This window comes from Serratia liquefaciens (assembly GCF_027594825.1).
Taxonomy (GTDB): Bacteria; Pseudomonadota; Gammaproteobacteria; order Enterobacterales; family Enterobacteriaceae; genus Serratia; species Serratia liquefaciens_A.
In genome coordinates this window covers 2,912,671-2,938,923 of sequence record NZ_CP088930.1, presented here as the reverse complement: position 1 = coordinate 2,938,923, position 26,253 = coordinate 2,912,671, and the positions used below count along the sequence as shown (strand labels likewise).

The window sequence follows — 26,253 nt, the reverse complement described above, 5'->3', positions numbered from 1 at the left end:
CTTAATGTCCTCCCAGCGGTTTACGCTGCTGCCGCCACATGCCCCAGCCTTCCAATAGCGCAATGATGGCGATATACAACACCGTCGCCACGCCAAAGGCCTGGAAGGTGCGTAGCGTCTCGGTTTCTACCTGACGAGAAGCATAGGAAAGTTCGGCCACGCCGATCGCCATGGTCAGCGAGGAGTTTTTTATTACGTTCATGTATTGGCCCAGCAGCGGCGGCATGGCAATTTTCAGCGCCTGCGGCAGGACCACATAGCGCATGGCCTGCCATCCGGTCAGCCCCAGCGCGTTGGCGGCGTACTTTTGTCCGCTGGCGACGCCACGGATGCCTGAGCGGATCTCTTCGACGATAAAAGCGGTGGAGTAAAGCGTCAGGCCGAAGAAACCGGCCAGAAATTCAAACGAGGGCCACTCAAGCGGGCCGATATGGTGTGGCGTATTCAGCCACTGCATGGCGGCGGACGGCAAAATCTGCCCGGCGGCGAAATACCAGAAGAACAGCTGCACCAGCAGCGGCGTATTGCGAAACAGTGAGCTGTAACCGACCGCCAGCCAGCGCAGCACCCTCAGGCGGCTGTCACGCATCGCCGTCAGTAAAAAGCCCAGCAGCGTGGCTGCCAGGCTCGCACAGGCGGAAAGCCACAGCGTCAGCAGGAAGCCATCCCATAACCAGCTCAGATACTGCGGCGCCAGCAGCCAGTCTGAGAGTTGTTGCAGATTCATGCCTAATCCTTGTTTTGCACCATGCGCCAAGGGCGCAGCAAGCTGCGCCCCTCCGTTCTGACTTCACGATCCCCAGAATCAGGCCTTAGGCTGCTGATCCAGAGGAGCGATAGTGAAGTCGCCGCGCGGTTGAGCGGTTTTGGTTTCCGGCCCGAACCAGCGATTGTAGATTTTCACCGCTTCACCGTCTTTTTCCAGTTTGATCAGCGTGTCGTTAACGCTGGCGGTCAGGCGATCTTCGCCTTTGGGAATGCCAACCCCCTGGTACTCTTTGGTAATGCTGAACGGCGAGATCTCGAAGTCCGCTTTCTGGGCAGCCGGCAGGTTGCCGAGCAGGCCCACCAGCTTGGCGTCATCCTGGGTGATCGCCTGCACGTTACCGTTACGCAGCGCCACGAACGCCAGCGGGGTGTCGTCGTAAGAGATCACTTTCGCCGTCGGATAATGTTCGCGCAGGGTAATTTCCTGCACCGTGCCTTTGTCCGCGCCAATACGCAGCTTTTTGATATCTTCCGGGGTTTTCAGCACGCCTTTATGGGCGATGAATTTCTGGCCGGTGGCGAAATACGGCACGCTGAAGTTCACTTCCTTGGCGCGCTCGTCGGTAATGGTGAAGTTAGCGGCAATCAGATCGACCTTTTTCGATACTAGCAAAGGAATGCGGTTGGCCGGGTTGGTGGCTCGCAGCTCAACCTTCACGCCCAGCGCTTTGCCGATCGCATCGGCGACATCCACATCGTAACCCACCAGCTTTTTGCTCTGCGGGTCGATATAACCAAACGGCGGATTGCTGTCGAACACCGCGATACGCACTACGCCGGCTTTCTTGATGTCGTCGAGTTTGTCCGCATGCGCGGCACCGGTGGCGAGGCTGGTCAGGCTGGCTAATAAGGTTAAGGCCAAAGCGCGATGTTTCATGGAGAGCTCCTAAGGGTTGATGTCCTGCTGGCTGCTAAGCTAGCAAGACCCACTTAGGTCAGGAAATAATATAAAAAGCTATATTTATAACCTTTTTGTCTTTAAGGGTTTTAAACAGCATAAAGGCGCAGTTTTCTGCGCCTTCAGGGGTAACTCTCGGGGGAAATTACTCTTTTTTATCGTCTTTTCCGTCGGATGACAGCAGCTTTTCCAGCGCGTCGCCGCCGATATGACGGAAGTCCTGACCTTTAACGAAATAGAAGATAAATTCGCAAATGTTCTGGCAGCGGTCACCGATACGCTCGATCGAACGGGCACAGAATAACGCGGTCAGCACGCTTGGGATGGTACGCGTATCTTCCATCATGTAGGTCATCAACTGGCGCACGATGCCTTCATATTCCTGATCGACCTTTCGGTCTTCACGGTAAATCCGGATCGCTTCATCCAAATCCATGCGCGCGAAGGCGTCCAGCACGTCATGCAGCATCTGCACGGTATGGCGGCCAAGCGACTCCAGGCTGACCAACAGGGGCTGATGCTGATGCGAGAACTTCTCCAGCGCGGTGCGGCAAATCTTGTCCGCCACGTCGCCGATGCGTTCCAGCTCGGAAATGGTTTTGATGATCGCCATCACCAGACGCAGGTCGCTGGCGGTTGGCTGGCGTTTGGCAATGATCCGCACGCAGGCTTCGTCAATCGCCACTTCCATCATATTGACCTTGGCGTCGCCTTCGATCACGCGCTTGGCCAATTCACCGTCCTGATTGTGCATCGCGGTGATAGCGTCGGTCAGTTGCTGTTCCACCAGCCCGCCCATGGTCAATACCTGGGTGCGGATATGCTCCAGTTCTGCGTTGAACTGGCCGGAAATGTGCTTATTTAAATTCAGGTTATCCATGATGCATCCTATCAACCATAACGGCCGGTGATGTAGTCTTCGGTCTGTTTTTTCTGTGGCGCGGTGAACAGATTATCAGTATCACTGAACTCGATCAGTTCGCCCAGATACATAAATGCCGTGGAGTCAGAACAACGCGCGGCCTGCTGCATGTTGTGGGTTACGATCACCACGGTGTAGTCAGACTTCAGCTCGCTGATCAGCTCTTCAATCTTACCGGTGGAAATCGGATCCAGCGCCGAGCAAGGCTCGTCCAGCAATAACACGTCCGGACGAATGGCGATGCCGCGGGCGATGCACAGACGTTGCTGTTGGCCACCCGACAGGCTGTAACCGCTCTGGTGCAGCTTGTCCTTGGTCTCGTTCCACAGTGCCGCCTTGGTCAGGGCCCACTGCACGCGCTCATCCATGTCGGCACGTGACAGCTTTTCAAACAGGCGCACGCCGAAGGCGATATTGTCGTAAATCGACATCGGGAACGGCGTCGGCTTCTGGAACACCATGCCGACCTTGGCGCGCAGCAGGGCGATATCCGAGTTGTCGGTCAGAATGTTCTGCCCATCCAGCAGGATGCCGCCTTCGGCACGCTGCTCGGGGTACAGCTGATACATTTTGTTGAAGGTGCGCAGCAGGGTAGATTTGCCGCAGCCGGACGGGCCAATAAACGCGGTGACCTTGTTCTTGGCGATATCCAGCGTGATGTTTTTCAGCGCATGGAATTTGCCATAGTAGAAGTTCAGATCGCGTACCTGAATTTTGCTGCTGGAAGCGTCAGTAACCATACTCATCAAGACTTCTCTCTTTTCATCAGCGCCGCCACGGCAGCGCTCAAAATTTTATGAATGCTTTTTCTTGGCGAAAACCACACGCGCCAGGATATTCAGTAGCAGTACGCACAGGGTAATCAACAGCACCCCGGCCCAGGCCAGCTCTTGCCATTCGGCGAACGGGCTCATGGCAAATTTGAAAATGGTCACCGGCAGGTTGGCAATCGGCTGCATCAGATCGGTGCTCCAGAACTGATTCGACAGCGAGGTAAACAGCAGCGGTGCGGTTTCCCCGGCGATACGCGCAATCGCCAGCAGCACGCCGGTGATGATGCCGGAAACCGAGGCTTTCAGCGTGATGGCGGAAATCATGCGCCATTTCGGCGTGCCCAGCGCATAAGCGGCTTCGCGCAGCGTATCCGGTACCAGCTTCAGCATATTTTCAGTGGTACGGATCACGATCGGTACCTGCAACAATGCCAACGCGATGATGCCGGCCCAACCGGAGAAGTGCTCCATCTTCGCCACCACGATGGTGTACACGAACAGGCCCACTACAATCGACGGTGCCGATAACAGAATGTCGTTAATAAAGCGGATAACTTCCGCCAACCAGGATTTACGGCCATATTCCGCCAGGTAAATGCCGGCCATGATGCCCAGCGGCGTACCGAACACGGTAGCCCACAGGATCAACAGGCCGCTACCGGCGATGGCGTTAGCCAGGCCGCCGCCTGCGGTATTGGGCGGAGGGGTCATTTCGGTGAACAGCGCCAGCGACATGCCGTCGATGCCCTTGGTCACGGTAGAGAACAGGATCCACACCAGCCAGAACAGGCCAAACACCATGGTCGCCATCGACAGGAACAGGGCCAGTCGGTTTTTCTGGCGACGCCAGGCCTGCATCTTGCGGCGGCTTTCCAGCAGCTCTACGCTATTTTGCATATCCATAGTCGTCACGTTAGCGTCCCTCATTCTTAGCCAGGCGCATCACCATCAACTTCGACAGCGCCAGCACGATAAAGGTGATAACAAACAGGATCAGCCCCAGCTCCATCAACGCGGCGGTATGCACGCCCGACTCGGCTTCGGCGAATTCGTTGGCCAGCGCAGAGGTGATACTGTTGCCCGGCATATACAGTGAAGCGCTGTCGAGCTGGTAGGTGTTACCGATGATGAAGGTCACCGCCATGGTTTCCCCCAACGCACGGCCCAGGCCGAGCATCACACCGCCAATCACGCCATTCTTGGTAAACGGCAACACGATACGCCAGATCACTTCCCAGGTGGTGCAGCCGATGCCGTAGGCCGACTCTTTCATCATCACCGGGGTTTGTTCGAACACGTCGCGCATTACGGCGGCAATATAAGGAATAATCATAATCGCCAGGATCACCCCGGCAGCCAGAATACCGATACCGAACGCCGGGCCTGAGAACAGCTCACCGACAATCGGAATGCCGGACAGCACGTCGCCGACCGGGGTCTGGAAATATTCGGCAAACAGCGGGGCGAACACGAACAGGCCCCACATGCCGTAAACAATACTCGGGATCGCCGCCAGCAGCTCAATGGCGATACCCAGCGGGCGTCTCAGCCAGTTTGGCGCCAGCTCGGTCAGAAACAGCGCGATACCGAAGCTGACGGGGACGGCGATAATCAATGCGATCAGCGAGGTGACGACGGTGCCGTAGATCGGTACCAGTGCACCGAACTGCTCGGCAGGGGCATCCCACTCTTTGGTCCACAGGAAGGAGAAACCGAATTTCTGTATGCTCGGCCAGGAGGCAAAGATCAGCGAAACAATAATGCCGCCCAGCAACAATAGGGTAATCAGCGCCGCCAGTTTAACCAGCGCGCTGAAGATGACGTCACCATTTTTACTCGGTGCTTTAATGGTCGGCTTGTACTCAGCCATAGATCACTCTCTGTGTTAACCCTGGCAGGCCCAACCTGGATTGAGCCCTGAAAAACTGAGTGGGGCGCGCAGATCACGCGCCCCTGCGTTGTTAGTACAGCGCTTTACCGGAACTGTCTTTTACGTTGGTTTTCCATGCTGCACGCACCTGCTCGATAACTTCGTTCGGCAGAGTGGCGTAATCCAGATCGTTAGCCTGTTTGGCGCCCGTTTTGTACGCCCAGTCAAAGAATTTCAGCACTTCGGTACCCTGAGCCGGGTTTTTCTGCTCTTTGTGCACCAGGATGAAGGTGGTGGAGGTGATTGGCCAGGCGTTGTCGCCTTTCTGGTCAGTCAGATCCTGCGCGAAGGTTTTGCTCCAGTCCACGCCTTTAGCGGCGGCGCTGAAGCTCTCTTCTGTCGGGCTAACCGCTTTGCCGTCGGCAGAGATCAACTTGGTGTAAGCCAGGTTGTTCTGTTTGGCGTAAGCGTATTCAACGTAGCCGATGGAGCCTGGCAGACGCTGTACGAATGCGGCGATGCCGTCGTTGCCCTTGCCGCCCAGACCGGTTGGCCAGTTAACGGTTGAGCCTGCGCCGATTTTCTCTTTCCACTGCGCGTTGGCTTTAGACAAGTAGCTGGTGAACACAAAAGAGGTGCCGGAACCGTCAGCGCGACGTACCACCGCGATGTTCTGATCCGGCAGCTTGACGCCTGGGTTCAGTTTGGTGATCGCCGGGTCGTTCCATTTCTTCACGTTGCCCAGGTAGATATCGCCCAGGGTTTTTCCGTCCAGGGTCAGCTCACCGGACTTGATGCCCGGGATGTTAACGGCCAGCACCACGCCACCGATCACGGTAGGGAACTGGAACAGGCCATCGGCCGCCAGTTTTTCGTCAGTCAAAGGCGCATCGGAAGCACCAAAGTCAACGGTATTGGCGATGATTTGCTTCACGCCGCCGGAAGAGCCGATGCCCTGATAGTTAACTTTGTTGCCGGTTTCTTTCTGATAAGAATCTGCCCACTTGGCATAAACCGGAGCGGGGAATGTCGCACCTGCACCGGTCAGGCTAGCAGCAGCGAACGCGGACACGGCGGTCAGGGAGAAAGTCGCTGCCACAATACTGGCGACGGTGGTACGCATCAGTTTCATAATCCCTCCTAATGGGATATTCAAAAATCGACTTCGAGTCGTTTTCATCAGAGTAAGTATTGCTGCAGGAGGGAAAATAGGACAGTTTGGTGACAGTAAAATGTACGAAATATGACAGTTATATTACAACGACAAGCCCAGGGCCATTATCAACTTAAAATCAAATAGTTACAGATAAAACCACTCAGTAATTAATCAATAAAAAAACCCTTTCCATCGCCGCTATCCGCTTGAATATGACAACTTTTATCCCAGCTGTCGCACGTTTGTCATATTTTATTTCGCCATGAAAAAAGCCGGCTCAACGGCCGGCTTTAAGAGACTAACAGATGCGGATTACTCTACGGTGACAGACTTCGCCAGGTTACGCGGCTGGTCAACGTCGGTGCCTTTGATCAGTGCCACATGGTAAGACAGCAGCTGCAGCGGCACGGTGTAGAAGATAGGTGCCACGATCTCTTCTACGTGTGGCAATGGAATGATGGTCATGCCTTCGCTGCTGACGAAACCGGCGTCATGATCGGCGAACACGTACAGCTGGCCGCCACGCGCACGAACTTCTTCGATATTGGACTTCAGTTTTTCCAACAGTTCGTTGTTTGGCGCCACCACGATCACCGGCATATCGGCATCGATCAACGCCAACGGGCCATGCTTCAATTCACCGGCCGCATAGGCTTCCGCGTGAATGTAGGAGATCTCTTTGAGCTTCAGCGCACCTTCCATGGCGATCGGGTACTGATCGCCACGGCCGAGGAACAGCGCATGGTGCTTGTCGGAGAAACCTTCCGCCAGCGCTTCAATCTCTTTATCCATCGACAGCATCTGTTCGATACGCGCCGGCAACGCCTGCAGGCCATGTACGATTTCATGCTCAACGCTTTCCGCCATGCCTTTCAGACGGCCCAAACGCGCCACCAGCATCAGCAACACCGCCAGCTGGGTGGTAAAGGCCTTGGTGGAAGCCACGCCGATTTCAGTCCCGGCCTTGGTCATCAGCGCCAAATCGGATTCACGCACCAGCGAAGAACCGGCCACATTGCACACCGCCAACGAACCGAGGTAACCCAACTCCTTCGACAGGCGCAGCGCCGCCAGGGTATCGGCGGTTTCACCGGACTGCGACAGCGTGATGATCAGGCTGCCCGGACGTACGGCAGATTTGCGGTAACGGAATTCAGACGCGATCTCGACGTCGCATGGCACACCGGCCAGGGATTCGAACCAATAGCGGGCAACCATGCCAGAGTGGTATGACGTACCGCAGGCAATGATCTGCACATGCTGTACCTTCGCCAGCAACTCATCGGCGCGCGGGCCCAGCTCGCTCAGGTTGATTTGCCCATGGCTGAAACGCCCTTCCAGGGTGTTTTTCAGCGCCAGCGGCTGTTCGTAAATCTCTTTTTGCATGTAATGGCGGTAAGCACCTTTATCACCGGCGTCGTACTGCACCTGGGATTCAATCTCAGGACGTTCAACGGCGTTGCCCTGTTTGTCGAAAATGTTGACGGTGCGGCGGGTCATTTCCACCACGTCGCCTTCTTCCAGGAAGATAAAGCGACGGGTCACCGGCAGCAGCGCCAGTTGGTCGGATGCCAGGAAGTTTTCACCCACGCCGCGGCCGATCACCAGCGGACTGCCGGAACGTGCAGCCACCAGCACACTCGGGTCACGGCTATCCATTACTACGGTGCCGTAGGCGCCACGCAGCTGTGGGATCACGCGCTGTACCACTTCCAGCAAGCTACCGCCCTGGAGCTGTTCCCAATGCACCAGGTGAGCAATCACCTCGGTATCGGTCTCGGAGCTGAAGTGATAGCCCCGTTCGATCAGCAATTCACGCAGCGGTTCGTGGTTTTCGATGATGCCGTTATGCACCACGGTGATGTAATCAGAAACATGCGGGTGCGCATTCGCTTCGGTAGGTTCACCGTGCGTTGCCCAGCGGGTGTGAGCAATACCGGTGCCGCCGTGCAAAGGGTGTTGTTCCGCAGCTTCAGCCAATTTATTGACCTTGCCCACGCGGCGTAAACGGTTAACGTTGCCTTCCGCATCCACCACTGCCAAACCGGCTGAGTCATAGCCACGGTACTCAAGGCGGCGTAAACCTTCCAACAGGATCTCTGCAATATCACGTTGCGCTACTGCGCCTACAATTCCACACATCAGTTGTATTCCTAATTAAACGCCTTTCGGGGCGCTTTCGATGTCTTGACCTGATTTTGCCGGTTTTTACCGTGCGTCCCCGAGCCTGTAGAGAATGGGGATTATTATGTTTTGTATTGGGCTCGCCCGCGGAGCCCAACGCAAAACACAATGCTTATTTCTTTTTCACCGGACGCTGCCAGCCCTGGATATGCACCTGCTTAACGCGGCTCAGCACCAGTTCGTCCTCGCCGATATCACGGGTAACCGTAGTGCCAGCGGCGATGGTAGAACCTTTGCCGACGGAGACCGGTGCCACCAGCTGGGTATCGGAGCCGACAAATACACCGTCGCCGATAATGGTTTTATGCTTGTTGGCACCATCATAGTTACAGGTGATGGTACCGGCGCCGATATTCACATCGTCACCAATCTCGGCATCGCCCAGGTAGCTCAGATGGCCCGCTTTGGAGCCTTTACCCAAGCGCGCTTTTTTCATTTCGACGAAGTTGCCGACATGGGCGCCCACCGCCAGCTCCGCGCCCGGGCGAAGACGGGCAAATGGCCCCACGGTGCATTCTGCTGCCAGTACCGCGTCTTCCAATACGCTATACGGGCTGATCTCGCAGTCGTCGCCAATCACGCAGTTTTTCAGCACGCAGCCGGCACCGATTTTCACGCGATCGCCCAGCTTGACCGAACCTTCAATAATCACGTTGGCATCAATAGAGATGTCGCGACCGTGCACAAGTTCCCCGCGCAGATCAAAACGCGCCGGATCCAGCAGCATTACGCCAGCCAGCAGCAACTTTTCAGACTGTTCTGCCTGATAGATGCGCTCAAGCCGCGACAGCTGCAGGCGGTTATTCACGCCTTCCACTTCGCTCAGACGTGACGGATGCACCGCCTCAATTTTCTTGCCGTCCGCATGCGCCAACGCAATGATATCGGTGATGTAGAACTCACCCTGCGCGTTGTCGTTGTTCAGCATCCCCAGCCAGCGCTTCAGATCGCGCCCGTTGGCCACCAGGATACCGGTATTGATTTCATTGATCTGGCGCTGGGCTTCGCTGGCATCCTTGTGCTCAACAATCCCCACCACTGTCTCCTGCTCGCGCACGATACGACCGTAGCCGCTCGGGTCAGCCAGTTTTACGGTCAGCAGACCAATGCCGCCCTGTGGCTTCGCCGCCAGCAGGCGCTGCAAGGTATCGACAGAGATCAGCGGAACGTCGCCGTACAGCATCAACACGTCTTCATCATCGGCAAAATGCTGTGCAGCCTGCTGCATGGCGTGGCCGGTTCCCAACTGCTCGGCCTGCAGCACCCAGTTCAGCGCACTGTCGGTCAGGGTCTTTTTCAGTAGATCACCGCCGTGACCATAGACCAAATGGACGTTTTTCGCGCCCAGTTTCATCGCGGCATCAATGACGTGCTGCACCATCGGCTTACCAGCCAACGGATGTAACACCTTGGGAAGATCGGAATACATGCGTGTTCCCTTGCCCGCGGCGAGGATCACCACACTCATTGCGCTGTTCGACATAAGCAACCTGATAACTCCATTTTGATAGACGAAAGTAGAACTCTTTAGTGACGATATTACTACATATTTCTCTTCACGAACCCGGCGCAGGCCATGGGGCACTAGGCGCGCCGCAGTTAACACTCAGGCAACCTCAGCCAGGGTGGAACTGTCGGCGATCGGAGACATTTTTAGCCTCTTGCAAGGGTTATACATCACAATGCCCACCGGGTTGAAACCCTTATTTTAAAGCAAAAAAAAAGCGACCAAATAGGCCGCTTTCTTAATTCTGGTTGCGTTATGCACGCGCCAAAATGTTACATCGCTCTTCTGGTGAGCTCGATAACGCGCAGTTTTGCGATCGCTTTCGCCAGTTCCGCAGATGCCTGAGCATAGTCGACATCGCCATGAGAGCTACGGATGTGCTCTTCAGCTTTACGCTTAGCTTCCAGCGCTCTCGCTTCGTCGAGGTCCGTTCCACGGATGGCAGTGTCCGCCAACACGGTGACCACGCTCGGCTGTACCTCAAGGATACCGCCGGACAGGTAGATGAACTCTTCTTCACCGTGCTGTTTAACAATACGCACCATGCCAGGCTTGATGGCAGTCAGCAGCGGCGCATGGCCAGGGAAAATCCCCAGTTCGCCTTCGCTACCTGTCACCTGGATCTTTTGCACCAGGCCGGAAAACATATGTTTTTCCGCGCTGACTACATCCAGATGGTAAGTCATAGCCATATCACCCTCCTCTCAAGGCGTTACAGTTTCTTGGCTTTTTCCACTGCTTCTTCAATGGCGCCAACCATGTAGAACGCTTGTTCAGGCAGGTGGTCATAGTCGCCGTCCATAATGCCTTTGAAACCACGAATGGTGTCTTTCAGCGATACGAACTTGCCCGGAGAACCGGTGAAGACTTCTGCCACGAAGAACGGCTGAGACAGGAAGCGTTGGATTTTACGCGCACGGGATACGACCAGTTTGTCATCTTCTGACAGCTCGTCCATACCCAGGATGGCGATGATATCTTTCAGTTCCTGGTAGCGTTGCAGAATAGACTGCACGCCACGCGCTACATCGTAGTGCTCCTGGCCAACTACCAGCGGATCCAGCTGACGGCTGGTGGAATCCAGCGGGTCAACGGCCGGGTAGATACCCAGAGAAGCGATATTACGGCTCAGTACCACGGTTGCATCCAAGTGAGCAAAGGTGGTGGCTGGTGACGGGTCAGTCAAGTCATCCGCAGGAACGTAAACGGCCTGTACGGAAGTGATAGAACCGGTCTTGGTAGAGGTGATACGTTCTTGCAGAACGCCCATCTCTTCCGCCAGCGTTGGCTGATAACCTACCGCAGATGGCATACGGCCCAGAAGTGCGGACACTTCGGTACCGGCCAGGGTATAACGGTAAATGTTATCAACGAACAGCAGAACGTCGCGGCCTTCGTCACGGAATTTCTCCGCCATGGTCAGACCGGTCAGAGCAACGCGCAGACGGTTACCCGGTGGCTCGTTCATCTGGCCGTAAACCAGGGATACTTTGTCCAGTACGTTGGAGTCGTTCATTTCGTGGTAGAAGTCGTTACCCTCACGAGTACGCTCACCCACGCCTGCAAACACGGAATAACCGGAGTGCTCGATCGCGATGTTACGGATCAGCTCCATCATGTTTACGGTTTTACCAACACCAGCACCACCGAACAGACCAACTTTACCGCCCTTAGCGAACGGACAAATCAGGTCCATAACCTTGATACCGGTTTCCAGCAGATCCTGAGAGTTGGACAAATCTTCGTAGCTTGGCGCCGGACGGTGAATCGCCCAACGTTCTTCTTCGCCGATGTCGCCTTTCATGTCGATTGGTTCACCCAATACGTTCATGATACGGCCCAGGGTAGCTTTACCTACCGGTACTTCAATTGGGTGTTCCAGATCGTTCACTTTCAGACCGCGGCGCAGACCATCTGAGGTCCCCATCGCGATACAGCGAACTACGCCACCGCCCAACTGCTGCTGAACTTCCAGCACCAGCTTCTCGGTACCGTTTTCTACCTCAAGAGCATTGTACACTTTTGGTACGGCATCCTGAGGGAACTCGACGTCCACTACGGCGCCGATTACCTGGATAATCTTTCCAGTAGCCATCTTGAATCCTCTACGTAATTCGTAAACCTAGCTTAAACCGCGGAGGCTCCCGAAACGATCTCGGTGAGTTCCTGAGTGATGCTGGCCTGACGAGCCTTGTTGTATACCAACTGCAGCTCTTTGATCAGGCTACCGCCGTTATCGGTTGCGGCTTTCATCGCTACCATTCGTGCGGCCTGCTCGCTGGCCAGGTTTTCCACGACGCCCTGATAAACTTGCGATTCCACATAGCGGCGCAGCAAGGTATCAAGCAGCACTTTTGGATCGGGTTCATACAGGTAATCCCAAGATTTTTTCTTCAGCTCACCGTCATCGGAAGGCGGCAACGGCAGCAGCTGAACGATCTGTGGTTCCTGGGACATCGTATTGATAAATTTGTTGCTGACAATGTACAGCTTGTCCAAACGACCTTCGTCGTAGGCTTGCAGCATCACTTTCACCGGACCGATCAGTTCCGACAGGGAAGGTTTATCCCCCATGCCGGTCACCTGGGCAACCACGTTGCCGCCCACGGAGCCAAAGAAAGAGGCCGCTTTAGAGCCAATCAGCGCCAAATCAACTTCAACGCCTTTTTCGGACCAGCCTTTCATCTCTGCCAACAGACGCTTGAACAGGTTGATGTTCAAGCCGCCACAGAGACCACGGTCAGTAGACACCACCAGATACCCGACGCGCTTAACGTCACGCTCATCCAGGTACGGGTGCTTATATTCCAGATTACCCAACGCAAGGTGACCAATCACTTTGCGCATGGTCTCTGCATAAGGACGGCTGGCCGCCATGCGTTCCTGCGATTTACGCATTTTGGAGGCGGCGACCATTTCCATCGCTTTAGTGATCTTTTGCGTGTTTTGCACGCTCGCGATCTTACTACGTATCTCTTTTGCGCCGGCCATCTCTGCTTCTCCTCATTGCCAGACGGCCTGCTGTCTTTCAACTGCAGGCCGCTGAGCGTTACCAGGACTGGGTTTTCTTGAAGGTCTCGAGGACGGCTTTCAGTTTGCCCTCGATCTCATCGTTGAAATTGCCAGTTTGGTTGATGTGGTTCAGCAACTCGGCATGCTCGCGGTCTGCGTAAGCAACCAGCGCGGCTTCGAAGCTCACGACTTTCGCGACTTCAACGTCGTTCAGGTAGCCACGTTCTGCGGCAAACAGCACCAGAGACTGTTGTGCGACGGACATCGGCGCATACTGTTTCTGTTTCAGCAGCTCGGTCACTTTCTGACCGTGGCTCAGCTGTTTGCGGGTCGCATCATCCAGATCGGAAGCGAACTGAGAGAACGCAGCCAGTTCACGGTACTGTGCCAGCGCGGTACGAATACCACCGGACAGTTTTTTCATGATCTTGGTTTGCGCTGCACCGCCCACACGGGATACGGAGATACCCGGGTTAACCGCCGGACGAATACCGGAGTTAAACAGGTTGGATTCCAGGAAGATCTGACCATCGGTAATCGAGATTACGTTGGTCGGAACGAACGCGGAAACGTCACCCGCCTGGGTTTCAATGATCGGCAGAGCGGTCAGTGAACCGGTTTGGCCTTTGACTTCACCTTTGGTGAAGGCTTCAACGTAGTCGGCGTTAACACGCGCAGCACGCTCCAGCAAACGGGAGTGGAGGTAGAATACGTCGCCTGGGTAAGCTTCACGACCTGGTGGACGACGAAGCAGCAGGGAAATCTGACGGTAAGCAACGGCCTGTTTGGACAGGTCATCATAAACGATCAGCGCATCTTCACCGCGGTCACGGAAGTATTCGCCCATCGCACAACCGGCATATGGTGCCAGATATTGCAGTGCAGCGGATTCAGACGCGGTAGCCACCACAACGATGGTGTTAGCCAGTGCGCCGTGCTCTTCCAGCTTGCGCACCACGTTAGCGATGGTAGACGCTTTCTGGCCGATAGCCACGTAAACACATTTGATGCCGGAATCGCGTTGGTTGATGATCGCATCGATCGCCAGCGCGGTTTTACCGGTCTGACGGTCGCCGATCACCAGCTCACGCTGGCCACGGCCGATTGGGATCATGGCGTCGACAGATTTGTAGCCAGTTTGAACCGGCTGATCTACGGACTGACGCTCGATAACACCAGGGGCAATAGCTTCAACCGGGGAGAAACCGTCGTTATCAACCGGGCCTTTACCGTCGATAGGTGCGCCCAGGGTGTTAACTACACGGCCCAGCAGGCCACGGCCAACCGGAACTTCCAGAATACGGCCGGTACATTTAACCTTCATGCCTTCGGCCAGATCCGAGTACGGACCCATAACCACGGCACCTACGGAGTCGCGCTCCAGGTTCAATGCGATTGCGTAACGGTTGCCTGGCAGTGCGATCATTTCGCCCTGCATAACTTCGGCCAGACCGTGTACGCGGATGATCCCGTCGCTGACGGAAACAATAGTACCTTCATTGTGAGCTTCGCTCACCACATTGAACTGAGCAATGCGCTGCTTGATCAGTTCGCTGATTTCGGTGGAATTCAGTTGCATGCTCCAGTCCCCTTAAGACTGCAAGACGTCTGTCAGGCGTTCAAGACGACCGCGAACGCTGCCATCAATCACCATATCGCCAGCACGGATAATTACGCCGGCCAGTACAGACTTGTCAATTTTGCAATTCAGCTTAACTTTGCGTGACAGACGTTTTTCCATCGCAGCGGCAATATTAGCCTGCTGTTTGTCGCTCAGTGCGCTCGCAGAGAGCACGTCGACTTCGACGGTGGATTCCAGCAAGGCGCGCAGTTCGTTGAACTGCTGCAGCACGGCAGGAAGAACCAGTAAACGTCCATTTTCGGCCATTACACGGATAAAGTTCTGGCCATGTTCGTCGAGTTGATCGCCACATACCGCGATGAACGTCTTGGACAGCGTCTCTGGCGCCATAGCGCCAGACAGCAGTTCAGAAATCTGTTCATTGCGAGTGACATCAGCAGCAAACGCCAGCATATCTTGCCAGCGCTCTACGCTTTGATGCTCAACGGCAAAGTCAAAAGCTGCTTTGGCGTAGGGGCGAGCTACAGTTACAAATTCAGACATCAGCCCCTCCCTCCTTACAGTTCAGCGACCAGTTTATCAACGATGTCGCTGTTAGCAGCTTCATCCACGGAACGTTCGATGATCTTCTCGGCGCCGGCAATTGCCAGCATCGCGACTTGCTTACGCAACTCTTCACGAGCGCGCTTACGTTCGGCTTCGATCTCAGCCTGAGCCTGCGCCACGATTTTGTTACGTTCCTGCTCGGCTTCGGCTTTCGCTTCATCCATGATCTGAGCTTTGCGTTTGTTTGCTTGCTCGATGATCACCTGAGCTTCTGCTTTAGCAGTTTTCAGCTGGTCGGTCGCATTGGCTTGCGCTAAGTCCAAATCTTTTTTGGCACGTTCTGCAGAAGCGAGACCGTCAGCAATTTCTCCCTGACGCTTCTCGATGGCTGCCATAATCGGCGGCCATACATACTTCATGCAGAACCAGACAAACAGAACGAACGCGATGGCCTGGCCGAGGATTGTTGCGTTAAGATTCACAGCACAATGCCTCTTTAAAAGTTAATAGTGTGGTTTCAGTGTAGAGAAATTCTCTACTTACGCGACAGCGAACATCACGTACAGACCCAGACCAACAGCGATCATCGGGATGGCGTCAACCAGACCCATAACGATAAAGAACTGTGTACGCAGCAGAGGAATCAGGTCAGGCTGACGTGCAGCGCCTTCCAAGAATTTACCACCCAGGATGCCGATACCGATCGCAGCACCGATTGCCGCTAAACCCATCATCACAGCGGCAGCCATGTACAGCAGATCCATACTCAGGTTTTCCATGACAGTCTCCAGTTTGTTTCAGTTTAAAAGTGCAAGTGTTTTAAGAAAATCAGTGCTCTTCAGATGCCATCGAGAGATAGACAATCGTCAGAACCATGAAAATAAAGGCTTGAAGCGTAATGATCAGGATGTGGAAAATAGCCCAAGGCAAGCTCAGGACCCACTGTGACCACCACGGCAACAGGCCGGCAATCAGGATGAAGATCAACTCACCCGCATACATGTTGCCGAACAGTCGCAGGCCCAGTGAAACAGGCTTGGACAGCAGGCTGACACCTTCAAGGATCAGGTTGATAGGAATGAATACAGGGTGGTTGAACGGCTGCATGGTTAACTCTTTAACGAACCCACCAACGCCTTTCATTTTAATGCTATAGAACAGAATCAGGATAAATACGCCCAACGCCATCGACAGGGTCACGTTCACGTCAGCCGTAGGTACCACACGCAGTGCCGGCAGACCGAGCTGAGCACCGATGAACGGCAGGAAGTCGACCGGGATCAGGTCCATCATGTTCATCAGGAACACCCAGACAAACACCGTCAGCGCCAGCGGTGCAATCACCTTGCTCTTGCCGTGGTACATATCGCGTACGCTGCTGTCGACAAACCCGACGACCAGTTCCACTGCGGTTTGCAGTTTACCCGGCACGCCGCTGGTGGCGTTTTTGGCAACCCGGCGGAAAATCACCAGGAACAGAACCCCGAGGACAACGGAGAAAAACATCGAGTCGAGGTTAATCGACCAAAAACCAGTCCCGACCTGAAGTTGCGTCAGGTGGTGACCGATATACTCCTGTGGACTGTTGTATCCCTCTGCAGACATGATGCCTCTACCCTTATTTAGTTAATTTCGGTAACTGTTAATCACGGCGGGTGCGATAATCTGCACCGCTAACACCGCTAAATAGGTCAGGCCAAGCGGTATAAACTCCGCTTTGAACACCCCAAGCGCCACGATCAACAAAACTATGGTGATCAAGACCTTTAACCCCTCGCCGATGGCGAACGACCAGGCAACCCGACCGGGGGCCTGCGTCTGCGTCTGATGACGCAAGGCAAACAGCATAAACATGGTACTCGGCAACCAGGCAGCGAGACCGCCCGCCAATGCCGAACCGCTCCATTCCAGGCTTTTCAGACCGAAGGCAGCGCTGATCAAAACAAAAGTCATTAACTGCAGAAACAGCAATTTACGAGCAACTTTTCCGCTGTAAAGGGACACAGACATGACGTTTGTTCTCTCCGTACCCCAGAGGGGGTATGCTGAGTGACGTATAAAACTGTTTTTACTGATCTGAGTCAAGCAGCAAAAAACGAGCAAATTATACGGGGCATACCAACGAATTCAATCGATAAGTAGCGAAAAGGTGAACAATTATTTAAATTCCCCCATTTCAGGCTATTTTCACAAGAAAACGGTCGGAATAATAGGGCGCATTAAATTGTCTGATTATTCCAGCGTTACAGTACGAAACGTGGAGCCGCTCACAATAATGCCTCTTTCTGATTTATAACTCACCGACGTGTAAACCGTCTTTAGCAAATTGAGTGATCAAAAAACATTATAAATCAAAATATTACAAGTTAACCGTTCAAAAACAATCCATCTACGCCGCAAAAACCTTTTATTGACAGCTTCGAGTGTAATATTACAACAGCAAATTAACATTAGCGCCAAAGCAGAATCGTTAACTTATCGTTGCTAACGTGACTATTTCGAATTGCAATTACTCTATTGTCGCTAATTGGCGGCTATTTTTGTGTTAATAAAAAGTAAATTAACTAAAAAAACCGCCATTTGATTAGCCTGCTTACATTTACGCTGAGCACTACCTTTTAATTCACGCTTATTTGATCAAAAACAAACTCAGTTTGCTTTAAGTATCACCAAATGACGTTCACCTTCGAGTTCCGGCACCTGCAAACGCACCACCGACTCAAGCTCAATACCTTCCGGCAGCTGCGCCAGCTCCTCATCAGGACGAACCCCTTTCAGCGCGTAGAAACGCCCCTGCCCTTTCGCCGGCAAGTGATGGCACCAGGACAGCATGTCCTGCAGCGAAGCAAAAGCACGGCTGATGACGCCGTCAAACGGCGGTTCGCCCGGGAATTCTTCAACGCGGCTCTGTACCGGCTCAACGTTGGTCAGGCCCAGCTCGTGCTGCACCTGGCGAAGAAAGCGCACGCGCTTGCCCAGGCTGTCCAGCAGGGTGAAATGGGAATCAGGACGGACGATCGCCAACGGAATACCCGGCAGTCCGGGGCCGGTGCCAACGTCGATAAAACGGGAGCCCTGCAAATGCGGGTTTACCACGATGCTGTCGAGAATATGGCGTACCAGCATTTGCTGCGGATCGCGCACCGAGGTGAGGTTATAAGCCTTGTTCCACTTGTCCAGCATGCCGACATACCCCAGCAATTGCTGTTTTTGCTGATCGGGGAGCGTAATGCCTGCTGCAAACAGCAGCGAGTCTAATTTTTTCTGCACAACGTGTCCTCTGACTGGCGCGGAACGACTAGCCAAATTGGGGCTGGCCAAGAAGCCAAGCATGATAATTCAGGCACGGGATGATGTCAGCGGCCGTTTGCCTATCAAGTAGGCAAACGGTCACCCAAAAGCAAGATTTATGCGCTGCGGCGCAGCAAGCCCTGTTTTTTCAACCAGATCAGCAAAATTGAGATCGCCGCCGGTGTGATGCCGGAGATTCGTGAAGCCTGACCGATCGAATTCGGCTTGTGGTCATTCAGTTTGGCGATCACTTCATTCGACAAGCCGGAAACTTGCTGATAATCGAGATCCAACGGCAGTACGGTGTTTTCGTTACGCTGTTGTTTTTCGATCTCTTCCTGCTGACGAGCGATATAGCCTTCGTATTTTACCTGGATCTCAACCTGCTCTGCGGCTTGGGTATCGGCCAACGGCGGTGCAAATGCAGCCACGGAGGTCAGCTGTTGGTAATCCATTTCAGGTCGACGCAGCAACTCTTCGCCGTTTGCTTCACGCGACAGCGGCGCTTTCAGCAGTACGTTGACCTGATCTACGTTCTCCGCATGCGGATGCATCCAGATGTCGCGCAGGCGCTGGCGTTCTTGTTCGATGTGTTCCAGCTTTTCGCTGAAGCGCGCCCAGCGGGCGTCGTCCACCAGACCCAGTTCGCGGCCTTTTTCGGTCAGGCGCAGATCGGCATTGTCTTCGCGCAGCATCAGGCGGTATTCGGCACGTGAAGTGAACATGCGGTACGGTTCTTTGGTGCCCAGGGTACTGAGATCGTCCACCAGCACGCCGAGGTAAGCCTGATCGCGACGTGGTGACCAGCCTTCGTCTTCGTTGGCGTAACGTCCGGCATTCAGACCGGCCAACAGGCCCTGTGCAGCGGCTTCTTCGTAGCCGGTGGTGCCGTTGATCTGACCGGCGAAGAACAAGCCCTGAATAAATTTGCTTTCCAGCGTCGGTTTTAAATCGCGCGGATCGAAGAAATCATACTCGATGGCATAACCCGGACGAACGATACGGGCATTCTGCATCCCTTCCATCGAACGAACGATCTGCATCTGTACGTCAAACGGCAGGCTGGTGGAAATGCCGTTAGGATAAATTTCGTTGCTGGTCAGGCCCTCTGGTTCAAGGAAGATCTGGTGAGCGTTACGATCGGCAAAGCGCATGACTTTGTCTTCGATCGATGGGCAATAGCGTGGTCCGATCCCTTCGATGATCCCGGCATACATCGGGCTGCGATCGAGGTTATTGCGGATCACGTCATGGGTTTTTTCGTTGGTATGGGTGATGTAGCACGCCATTTGTTCCGGGTGTTGCCCGGCATTGCCCATAAACGAGAACACCGGGATCGGTGTATCACCGTGTTGCGGCGCCAGAACGCTGAAATCGATAGTGCGTGCATCGATACGAGGTGGCGTACCGGTTTTCAAGCGATTAACGCGCAGAGGCAATTCACGCAGGCGCTGTGACAACGAGATCGACGGAGGATCCCCGGCACGGCCGCCACTGTAGTTTTCCAGGCCGATATGGATCTTGCCATCCAGGAAGGTGCCTACGGTCAGTACCACCGCTTTGGCGCGGAATTTCAGTCCCATTTGGGTTACGGCACCGACTACGCGATCGTTTTCCACAATCAGATCTTCGACCGGCTGCTGGAAGATCATCAGGTTCGGCTGGTTCTCCAGGGCGGTGCGCACAGCCTGGCGATACAGCACGCGGTCAGCCTGGGCACGAGTGGCTCGCACCGCCGGGCCTTTGCTGGCGTTTAGTATCCTAAACTGGATGCCGGCATGGTCAATCGCCGTGGCCATCAGGCCGCCAAGTGCATCAATTTCCTTAACCAGATGCCCTTTACCAATACCGCCAATCGCCGGGTTGCAAGACATCTGCCCCAGCGTATCGATATTGTGTGTCAATAATAAAGTCTGACGCCCCATGCGTGCCGCAGCCATTGCGGCTTCGGTACCGGCATGGCCACCACCGATGATGATGACGTCAAATTGCTCTGGATAAAACATGGAACTGCACCTCGCCGTATTGCGAACGATCGTTGTTTGCCCTGGGGAGGGCGATTCTACTCAAGTTTAGTCGATCGACCAAGTGGTCAGGATCGTCGGTAATTAAAAGAAGATCTTTTTTATTTAAAGATCTCTTTATTAGATCTCTTATTAGGATCGCGATCTTCTGTGGATAAGTGATTATTCGTGATTGAGATCAGCGGATTAAGGAGGATCATTAGCTGTGAATGATCGGTGATCCTATGGCTTATAAGCTGGGATCTAAATGGCATGTTATGCACAGGACAAAAAGCGACCTAAGGTTGTTATTGGGATAACTACTGCTTTTACCCTGCTTTTAAGCATAGTTATCCACAATCGTTCGGGTGATCTTTGAACAAATTAGAGTAAATTAATCCAATTTTTCACCCATTCCTCTGCCGGATCCTCAGGAATTTCGTGTTCAGTCACGTCGATCTCGAGCCGATCGCCGATCCTTTTCGCCCCGCGAGCGACCAGAAGATCGTCGATCCGTTGGATCGCACCACAGAAAGTGTCGTATTCAGAGCTGCCCAAACCGACTGCGCCGAACTGCACCTGGGATAAGTCAGGAAGCTGTTCTTCTATTTGTTCCAGCAGCGGTTGCAGGTTATCCGGTAAATCGCCGGCGCCGTGGGTAGAAGACACCACCAGCCAGCGCCCGGACAGGGTCAGTTCATCCAATTCAGGGCCGTGCAGGGTTTCGGTCGTAAAACCCGCCGCTTCCAGTTTTTCAGCCAAGTGCTCGGCTACGTACTCGGCGCTGCCAAGCGTACTGCCACTGATCAGAGTAATGTCTGCCATGAAATGAATGATCCCAGCCTTCTCAAAGTGGCAGCATTGTACGCTGTGAATCGGCTGGGATCTACCTGTGGATAATATGGGTATAGTAATTAATTGGCTAGGGCGTGATGGTACGCATAATGGGGTTCTGCAGCGAGATCAGCGTTTCGGTGGACTGGATCTCGTCAATGGTCTGGATCTTGTTGATAAGTACCTGTTGCAACGCATCTATTGAGCGGCACATCACTTTGATAAACACGCTGTAGTGGCCGGTAGTGTAGTAAGCCTCGACCACTTCCTCCAGGCTTTCGAGCTTTTTCAGCGCAGAAGGGTAGTCTTTAGCACTCTTTAATATAATGCCGATAAAACAGCAGACGTCGTAGCCCAGGCGTTTAGGGTTCACGTCTACCCGCGCTCCGGTAATGATGCCGGCCTGCTTCATCTTCTCTACCCGCACATGAATGGTACCGGGGCTGACCGCGAAGTTCTTGGCCAGTTCGGCGTAAGGCGTGCGCGCATTCTCCATCAAAGCGTTAAGAATGCCGCGATCGAGATTATCGATCTGATAATTTTCAGCCATTTAATCTCCCACTAATTGCTGATTGTTGAATTATTACCGCATAAAAATGAACGATTAAAAGTGAAAAGGCAATATTGATTAACGGATATTGAATTACGATGCCGTTCTGTTGCTTAATCGTTGGCAACAGAGACAGGTTTATAAGAGATACGGCAATGAAAAAACAGTTTATTCAAAAACAACAACAAATCAGCCTGGTTAAATCCTTCTTCTCACGCCAGCTGGAACAGCAGCTTGGCCTGATTGAAGTGCAGGCGCCGATCCTCAGCCGTCTGGGGGACGGTACCCAGGATAACCTGTCAGGCAGTGAGAAAGCGGTACAGGTAAAGGTCAAAACCCTGCCGGAAGCCACCTTCGAAGTGGTGCACTCACTGGCGAAATGGAAACGTAAAACGTTGGGTAGCTACGATTTTGGCGCCGGTGAAGGCCTGTATACCCATATGAAAGCGCTGCGTCCTGATGAAGATCGTCTGAGCGCGATCCATTCAGTCTACGTCGATCAATGGGACTGGGAGCGGGTGATGGGCGATGGCGAGCGCAGCCTGGATTACCTTAAAAGCACCGTGAGCAGCATTTATGCGGCGATTAAGGCCACCGAAATTGAAGTGAGCCGCGAATATGATTTAACGCCGTTCCTGCCGGAGCAGATTCATTTTGTGCACAGCGAAACCCTGCTGCAACGCTACCCAGAACTGGATGCCAAAGGCCGTGAGCGGGCGATCGCCAAAGAGCTGGGCGCGGTATTTCTGATCGGGATCGGCGGTATGCTGTCGCACGGCAAATCACACGATGTTCGTGCACCGGATTATGATGACTGGACGACACCGGCGGCAGAAGGACTGGCCGGTTTGAACGGCGATATTCTGGTCTGGAACCCGGTATTGCAGGATGCCTTCGAGCTTTCTTCCATGGGTATTCGCGTTGACGCCAGTGCGCTGAAGCGCCAGTTGGCACAAACCGGCGATGAAGATCGTCTGGCGCTGGAGTGGCATCAGTCACTGCTGCGTGGCGATATGCCGCAAACCATCGGTGGTGGTATCGGCCAGTCGCGCCTGGTGATGCTGTTGCTGCAACTGTCGCACATTGGTCAGGTGCAGTGCGGCGTGTGGTCACCGCAAGTGCGTGACGCGGTCGAAGGGCTTCTGTAACAATCAGCGCCGCCAGCGGCGCATCAAGCGGCTTTTTAACCCGGTATCAAAGCGCCAGATATGATCGAAGATGCGCATGATGCCGGGTTTACCATAGCTGGACATCGCCACCGCGTGAAAGCGCTGCTGGTGATTCTGCTGCTGCTGTTTGACCTTCTTTATGACCTCTTCCGGCAACCGCTGGGCAATAAAGTCAGAAATGATCACCGCATCGGCATCAAACCAGCCGCTCTCCGCCATTTTACTCACCGTGGCGTTCAGGCAGGCTGCCAGATCGGTGCCGCCGCGAAACTGCTGGCCGAGAAAACGCACGGCCTGTTCAATACCGCTGGCGGCAGTAAGCTCGTAATGCACTATCTGGTTGGCGAACAGCATGATGTAGCAGCGGCGGTTATCCGCCAGCGCAATGCGCAACAGCGCAAGACAAAACGCCTTGGCGCACTGCTCATTGAAACCGCCCATGGAGCCTGAAGTATCGACACAGACGATAAACGGACCACGCGGCTGCTGATCCTGCTGCTGGTGGGTGACCTGCCGGATCGCTATCTGTTCCTGCCAGACGTCGCCCTGCAGGCGGTAGCTCAATAACTGTTTTTCCAGCAGGCGCCGGTAAAACTCAAATTCCAATTCTTCGATACCCAGCGTGACCAACTCAGGCGGCAGCAGGCGCAGAATATCGTCGCTCTGATGAATGCCGCTGACCTCTTCCGGCAGCGTGGCGGGCACCTGCACCATGACGCGAAAGGGTTCCGGTAAAGCATCCTGTTGCTGTACCGCTTTGGCCTGATAGCTGCGCCCAAGCTGCTGCGCCAGCTTTTTCAGCTCCGGCTGTTGCTGCAGAAAGTTGCCGTATTCCACCAGCCGCTGATAATCGCCGCGCTGAAGATGGCCTTTGCTCATGTCCCACAGCCGCCCGGCGGCGGTGTCGTTTTCCGACAGCACCGGCTCCAGCGCTCCACTCAGTGCCAGCCGCTCCTGCAGCTCCGCCATCAGCTGTTCGCGTTCCTGTTCGAGCAACTGGTGATGCATCATGGTGGCCTGCAGCGTCAGGCTGATGCGCCAGCGTTGCAAAAACAGGGTCTGGAAACTGTCGTCCAGTGGATGATTGGGCAGATCGGCGGCGTCCACCAGCGAACGGGCCTGCTCATAGAAAGGAGAAACCAGCTGGCGCAGCAGGTCCAGAGTGTCATTGAGGTTATGGAAGAACTGGGTATTGTTCTCTAACTGGCACTGTTGATAGCGGTAAAATTCTTGCGCCAGCGCAGGCGGCACCATGGCTTCATGCAGACGCTGTTTCAGCTGCAGCTTCCAGCGCGGCAGGTCGCGATCCAGCGCCCGGCGGATCGCCGGAAACTTCTTGAAGAAAATCGACAGCTGCGGAGCAGCCAGCATGCCGATGATCATCTCCTCGATCAGTTCACCTTCGGTGATCGCCAACAGCAGATCGAGCGTTTCCAGGCTGAGCATGCTTACTGACCGCGCATCTGCTGGTGCTGCTGTTTGATTTGTTCCGCCACCTGCAACAGGCTGGCCTCAATTTTTGCCAGCCTGGCGGCCGGGGTAAACAGGCAGGGCTGATGCTGACTGAACAACCGGCGCTGTTCCGCCAGACGCTGAGCCAACTGGTCCATTTCGTCAAGCATCGCCTGAGGCGTTCCCCCGGTCTTTATCCCTGGCAGGGCCAGCAACGAAGGCTGACGACTGACGTCCAGTACCGTCAGATGCAGCTTTTCGTCCACTTCCAGATCGATCTGCTGGGCAAAACCGATGCCGTTCAGTTTGGCGCGCACGTCGCCGCCTTTTTGCAGCCAGTTTTCCAGCACGCTGTTTTCGATACTCAGATGATTGACCTGAATATCATGCAGCTGCAGCGGCTTTTGCAGCAACAGCGTCAGGGAGCCTGTGCCGAGCTGCGTGGCCAGGGCAAACTGCGGCTTTCGGCTGAACATGCCGCCTTTTTTTACCAGAGTGATCGCCTGGCTGTCGCTCTGCTGTTGTTGGTGCTGCAGCCAGCGGGTGTGGATCTGTTGCAGCTGGATCAGCAGAGTTTGCTGTTGGTAGGCTGACTCGTTCAGCAACTGTTCTACTTGCTGCTGCAGCAGTTTCAGCGAGGTAAGATCGTGCCACAGGCAGTCTTTCAGCAGCAGCAGGTCGATCGGGGCCACGGCGTCGCGACCACTGAAAAAGGCGCAGGCCTGCAACAGACGCAATGCCTTTTTCCATCGGCGATCGGAAACGTAAGGGGCATGATCCAGCGCATCCAGCCGCTGACGCAGTTGGAATATCAGTTCGAAGCAGCTTTCAGGCAGCTTGATTTTGTCGATCTGCGATTGCCACTGATGATACTCCTCGTCGGTGATGCTCAGGGCTTCAGGCACCGGGTTTTCATTCTCGTTCTGGCGGCTGACCAGCAACGAGCGAAAGTTCTGTTTGTCCTGCACTTTGTCCAGCCACAGGCGTATCAGCATGCGGTCGTACAGCGCTTCCAGGCTGCTGTCGGCTTCCGGCAATTCGTTGGAGGCCGTGACCAACAGCCGCAGGGGGATCGGCTCCTCCGCGTTGCCGTTGCGGAAGCGACGTTCGTTGATCGCAGTCAGCAGGGTGTTGAGGATTGCCGGGCCGGCTTTCCAGATTTCATCCAGAAACACGATTTCCGCTTCAGGCAGATAGCCGGCGGTCAGGCGCTGATAGCGGCCTTCGTCTTTTAACGCCTGGATGGATAATGGGCCGAACACCTCTTCTGGCGTCGAGAAGCGCGTCATCAGGTATTCAAAGGAGCGCGCATGGCGAAAGGCGAATTTTAACCGGCGTGCAATCAGGCTTTTGGCAATGCCCGGCGGACCGAGCAGGAACACGCTTTCACCGCTGAGCGCCGCCAGCAGGCACAGGCGAATGGCGTCCTGCCGTTCATAAAGACCGCTCTCCAGCGCGCTGCTGAGGCGGGAAATCCGTTCTGCAAGAAGTGATGATGGCGCCATATTATTGTCGTGTTGTCCGAGAGTTAGCCAATCTTGGTGGATAATCCGATGATAAACCACCATTATTTTTAATGGTATAGCTTGTTGATTAGTAAAATCTTTCTATTATCAAAAGAGCGGCCGGTTCACATTTTGTTTATTTTTTGGGTCTGATATAAGAGTAGGCAAGCAGTATAAATCGTGCATACTGTGCGCCTTTTAGTGGGCGTAACGGATCTTAGAGCCCGTATC

General features: G+C 54.3%; 25 protein-coding genes. 1 reads left to right on the top strand and 24 read right to left on the bottom strand.

Annotated features, from left to right (window positions below):
- Nucleotide 1: 1 nt before the first annotated feature.
- From LQ945_RS13350 to asnC, 22 genes are all read right to left on the bottom strand, one after another.
- Nucleotides 2-727: an amino acid ABC transporter permease gene (locus tag LQ945_RS13350; RefSeq protein WP_270100949.1), complete on the bottom strand. Its 726-nt coding sequence runs from the start codon at nt 725-727 to the stop codon at nt 2-4.
- 78 nt (nt 728-805) lie between these two features.
- Nucleotides 806-1,645 (bottom strand): ABC transporter substrate-binding protein, encoded by an 840-nt coding sequence (locus LQ945_RS13345; RefSeq protein ID WP_044554285.1) that lies wholly within the window; start codon nt 1,643-1,645, stop codon nt 806-808.
- A gap of 166 nt (nt 1,646-1,811) precedes the next feature.
- Nucleotides 1,812-2,546 (bottom strand): phosphate signaling complex protein PhoU, encoded by a 735-nt coding sequence (phoU, locus tag LQ945_RS13340; RefSeq protein ID WP_020837725.1) that lies wholly within the window; start codon nt 2,544-2,546, stop codon nt 1,812-1,814.
- Between the two features lie 11 nt (nt 2,547-2,557).
- Entirely contained in the window at nt 2,558-3,328 is a 771-nt protein-coding gene (gene pstB / locus LQ945_RS13335) for a phosphate ABC transporter ATP-binding protein PstB (RefSeq protein ID WP_369982368.1), read from the bottom strand.
- 54 nt (nt 3,329-3,382) lie between these two features.
- Nucleotides 3,383-4,273 (bottom strand): phosphate ABC transporter permease PstA, encoded by an 891-nt coding sequence (gene pstA / locus LQ945_RS13330; RefSeq protein WP_044554284.1) that lies wholly within the window; start codon nt 4,271-4,273, stop codon nt 3,383-3,385.
- 1 nt (nt 4,274) lies between these two features.
- The gene (gene pstC, locus LQ945_RS13325; protein WP_269935209.1) at nt 4,275-5,231 is read right to left on the bottom strand and encodes a phosphate ABC transporter permease PstC; all 957 of its coding nucleotides are present in this window, start codon (nt 5,229-5,231) and stop codon (nt 4,275-4,277) included.
- 91 nt (nt 5,232-5,322) lie between these two features.
- Nucleotides 5,323-6,363, bottom strand: coding sequence for a phosphate ABC transporter substrate-binding protein PstS (pstS, locus tag LQ945_RS13320; RefSeq protein WP_153858585.1), 1,041 nt, complete (start codon nt 6,361-6,363; stop codon nt 5,323-5,325).
- Nucleotides 6,364-6,699: 336 nt separating this feature from the next.
- Nucleotides 6,700-8,529: a glutamine--fructose-6-phosphate transaminase (isomerizing) gene (gene glmS / locus LQ945_RS13315; protein ID WP_270100947.1), complete on the bottom strand. Its 1,830-nt coding sequence runs from the start codon at nt 8,527-8,529 to the stop codon at nt 6,700-6,702.
- A gap of 154 nt (nt 8,530-8,683) precedes the next feature.
- Nucleotides 8,684-10,054 carry a bifunctional UDP-N-acetylglucosamine diphosphorylase/glucosamine-1-phosphate N-acetyltransferase GlmU gene (gene glmU / locus LQ945_RS13310; protein WP_270100946.1) on the bottom strand — a complete coding sequence of 457 codons (1,371 nt, stop codon included), beginning with the start codon at nt 10,052-10,054 and terminating at the stop codon, nt 8,684-8,686.
- Between the two features lie 296 nt (nt 10,055-10,350).
- Entirely contained in the window at nt 10,351-10,770 is a 420-nt protein-coding gene (locus LQ945_RS13305) for a F0F1 ATP synthase subunit epsilon (RefSeq protein WP_020837715.1), read from the bottom strand.
- A 20-nt stretch (nt 10,771-10,790) separates the two neighbouring features.
- Complete coding sequence (gene atpD, locus LQ945_RS13300; protein ID WP_020837712.1) at nt 10,791-12,173, bottom strand: F0F1 ATP synthase subunit beta; 1,383 nt, start codon at nt 12,171-12,173, stop codon at nt 10,791-10,793.
- A gap of 32 nt (nt 12,174-12,205) precedes the next feature.
- Nucleotides 12,206-13,069, bottom strand: a complete 864-nt coding sequence (gene atpG / locus LQ945_RS13295) for a F0F1 ATP synthase subunit gamma (RefSeq protein WP_262241697.1) — start codon at nt 13,067-13,069, stop codon at nt 12,206-12,208.
- Between the two features lie 58 nt (nt 13,070-13,127).
- On the bottom strand, nt 13,128-14,669 hold the full coding sequence (gene atpA / locus LQ945_RS13290; RefSeq protein ID WP_020837710.1) for a F0F1 ATP synthase subunit alpha: 1,542 nt from the start codon (nt 14,667-14,669) through the stop codon (nt 13,128-13,130).
- Between the two features lie 12 nt (nt 14,670-14,681).
- Nucleotides 14,682-15,215, bottom strand: coding sequence for a F0F1 ATP synthase subunit delta (gene atpH / locus LQ945_RS13285; RefSeq protein WP_020837709.1), 534 nt, complete (start codon nt 15,213-15,215; stop codon nt 14,682-14,684).
- A 14-nt stretch (nt 15,216-15,229) separates the two neighbouring features.
- A complete protein-coding gene (atpF, locus tag LQ945_RS13280; protein WP_004950476.1) occupies nt 15,230-15,700 on the bottom strand; it encodes a F0F1 ATP synthase subunit B in 471 nt (156 codons plus the stop codon).
- 57 nt (nt 15,701-15,757) lie between these two features.
- On the bottom strand, nt 15,758-15,997 hold the full coding sequence (gene atpE / locus LQ945_RS13275) for a F0F1 ATP synthase subunit C (protein WP_004093904.1): 240 nt from the start codon (nt 15,995-15,997) through the stop codon (nt 15,758-15,760).
- 49 nt (nt 15,998-16,046) lie between these two features.
- Nucleotides 16,047-16,823 (bottom strand): F0F1 ATP synthase subunit A, encoded by a 777-nt coding sequence (atpB, locus tag LQ945_RS13270; RefSeq protein WP_020837705.1) that lies wholly within the window; start codon nt 16,821-16,823, stop codon nt 16,047-16,049.
- Between the two features lie 21 nt (nt 16,824-16,844).
- Entirely contained in the window at nt 16,845-17,228 is a 384-nt protein-coding gene (atpI, locus tag LQ945_RS13265) for a F0F1 ATP synthase subunit I (protein ID WP_020837704.1), read from the bottom strand.
- A gap of 639 nt (nt 17,229-17,867) precedes the next feature.
- Nucleotides 17,868-18,488, bottom strand: coding sequence for a 16S rRNA (guanine(527)-N(7))-methyltransferase RsmG (gene rsmG, locus LQ945_RS13260; RefSeq protein ID WP_270100938.1), 621 nt, complete (start codon nt 18,486-18,488; stop codon nt 17,868-17,870).
- 137 nt (nt 18,489-18,625) lie between these two features.
- Nucleotides 18,626-20,515, bottom strand: a complete 1,890-nt coding sequence (mnmG, locus tag LQ945_RS13255; RefSeq protein WP_044554278.1) for a tRNA uridine-5-carboxymethylaminomethyl(34) synthesis enzyme MnmG — start codon at nt 20,513-20,515, stop codon at nt 18,626-18,628.
- A gap of 381 nt (nt 20,516-20,896) precedes the next feature.
- Nucleotides 20,897-21,337, bottom strand: coding sequence for an FMN-binding protein MioC (gene mioC / locus LQ945_RS13250; RefSeq protein ID WP_270100937.1), 441 nt, complete (start codon nt 21,335-21,337; stop codon nt 20,897-20,899).
- A gap of 97 nt (nt 21,338-21,434) precedes the next feature.
- Complete coding sequence (gene asnC / locus LQ945_RS13245; protein ID WP_004950461.1) at nt 21,435-21,896, bottom strand: transcriptional regulator AsnC; 462 nt, start codon at nt 21,894-21,896, stop codon at nt 21,435-21,437.
- 155 nt (nt 21,897-22,051) lie between these two features.
- Between asnC and asnA the strand changes: the two genes are divergently transcribed.
- Nucleotides 22,052-23,044, top strand: coding sequence for an aspartate--ammonia ligase (asnA, locus tag LQ945_RS13240; RefSeq protein ID WP_270100936.1), 993 nt, complete (start codon nt 22,052-22,054; stop codon nt 23,042-23,044).
- Between the two features lie 3 nt (nt 23,045-23,047).
- Here the strand turns inward: asnA and viaA are convergent, their stop codons facing one another.
- Both viaA and ravA read right to left on the bottom strand, forming a co-directional pair.
- Nucleotides 23,048-24,511 carry an ATPase RavA stimulator ViaA gene (gene viaA, locus LQ945_RS13235; protein ID WP_270100935.1) on the bottom strand — a complete coding sequence of 488 codons (1,464 nt, stop codon included), beginning with the start codon at nt 24,509-24,511 and terminating at the stop codon, nt 23,048-23,050.
- 2 nt (nt 24,512-24,513) lie between these two features.
- Nucleotides 24,514-26,022, bottom strand: coding sequence for an ATPase RavA (gene ravA / locus LQ945_RS13230; protein ID WP_270100934.1), 1,509 nt, complete (start codon nt 26,020-26,022; stop codon nt 24,514-24,516).
- Between the last annotated feature and the right edge of the window lie 231 nt (nt 26,023-26,253).

What these genes read in the sequence shown, in the direction of transcription:
- LQ945_RS13350 (WP_270100949.1), bottom strand. Translation starts at nt 727, where the DNA reads ATGAATCTGCAACAACTCTCAGACTGGCTGCTGGCGCCGCAGTATCTG.
- LQ945_RS13345 (WP_044554285.1), bottom strand. Translation starts at nt 1,645, where the DNA reads ATGAAACATCGCGCTTTGGCCTTAACCTTATTAGCCAGCCTGACCAGC.
- phoU (WP_020837725.1), bottom strand. Translation starts at nt 2,546, where the DNA reads ATGGATAACCTGAATTTAAATAAGCACATTTCCGGCCAGTTCAACGCA.
- pstB (WP_369982368.1), bottom strand. Translation starts at nt 3,328, where the DNA reads ATGGTTACTGACGCTTCCAGCAGCAAAATTCAGGTACGCGATCTGAAC.
- pstC (WP_269935209.1), bottom strand. Translation starts at nt 5,231, where the DNA reads ATGGCTGAGTACAAGCCGACCATTAAAGCACCGAGTAAAAATGGTGAC.
- pstS (WP_153858585.1), bottom strand. Translation starts at nt 6,363, where the DNA reads ATGAAACTGATGCGTACCACCGTCGCCAGTATTGTGGCAGCGACTTTC.
- glmS (WP_270100947.1), bottom strand. Translation starts at nt 8,529, where the DNA reads ATGTGTGGAATTGTAGGCGCAGTAGCGCAACGTGATATTGCAGAGATC.
- glmU (WP_270100946.1), bottom strand. Translation starts at nt 10,054, where the DNA reads ATGTCGAACAGCGCAATGAGTGTGGTGATCCTCGCCGCGGGCAAGGGA.
- LQ945_RS13305 (WP_020837715.1), bottom strand. Translation starts at nt 10,770, where the DNA reads ATGGCTATGACTTACCATCTGGATGTAGTCAGCGCGGAAAAACATATG.
- atpD (WP_020837712.1), bottom strand. Translation starts at nt 12,173, where the DNA reads ATGGCTACTGGAAAGATTATCCAGGTAATCGGCGCCGTAGTGGACGTC.
- atpG (WP_262241697.1), bottom strand. Translation starts at nt 13,069, where the DNA reads ATGGCCGGCGCAAAAGAGATACGTAGTAAGATCGCGAGCGTGCAAAAC.
- atpA (WP_020837710.1), bottom strand. Translation starts at nt 14,669, where the DNA reads ATGCAACTGAATTCCACCGAAATCAGCGAACTGATCAAGCAGCGCATT.
- atpH (WP_020837709.1), bottom strand. Translation starts at nt 15,215, where the DNA reads ATGTCTGAATTTGTAACTGTAGCTCGCCCCTACGCCAAAGCAGCTTTT.
- atpE (WP_004093904.1), bottom strand. Translation starts at nt 15,997, where the DNA reads ATGGAAAACCTGAGTATGGATCTGCTGTACATGGCTGCCGCTGTGATG.
- atpB (WP_020837705.1), bottom strand. Translation starts at nt 16,823, where the DNA reads ATGTCTGCAGAGGGATACAACAGTCCACAGGAGTATATCGGTCACCAC.
- atpI (WP_020837704.1), bottom strand. Translation starts at nt 17,228, where the DNA reads ATGTCTGTGTCCCTTTACAGCGGAAAAGTTGCTCGTAAATTGCTGTTT.
- mnmG (WP_044554278.1), bottom strand. Translation starts at nt 20,515, where the DNA reads ATGTTTTATCCAGAGCAATTTGACGTCATCATCATCGGTGGTGGCCAT.
- mioC (WP_270100937.1), bottom strand. Translation starts at nt 21,337, where the DNA reads ATGGCAGACATTACTCTGATCAGTGGCAGTACGCTTGGCAGCGCCGAG.
- asnC (WP_004950461.1), bottom strand. Translation starts at nt 21,896, where the DNA reads ATGGCTGAAAATTATCAGATCGATAATCTCGATCGCGGCATTCTTAAC.
- asnA (WP_270100936.1), top strand. Translation starts at nt 22,052, where the DNA reads ATGAAAAAACAGTTTATTCAAAAACAACAACAAATCAGCCTGGTTAAA.
- viaA (WP_270100935.1), bottom strand. Translation starts at nt 24,511, where the DNA reads ATGCTCAGCCTGGAAACGCTCGATCTGCTGTTGGCGATCACCGAAGGT.
- ravA (WP_270100934.1), bottom strand. Translation starts at nt 26,022, where the DNA reads ATGGCGCCATCATCACTTCTTGCAGAACGGATTTCCCGCCTCAGCAGC.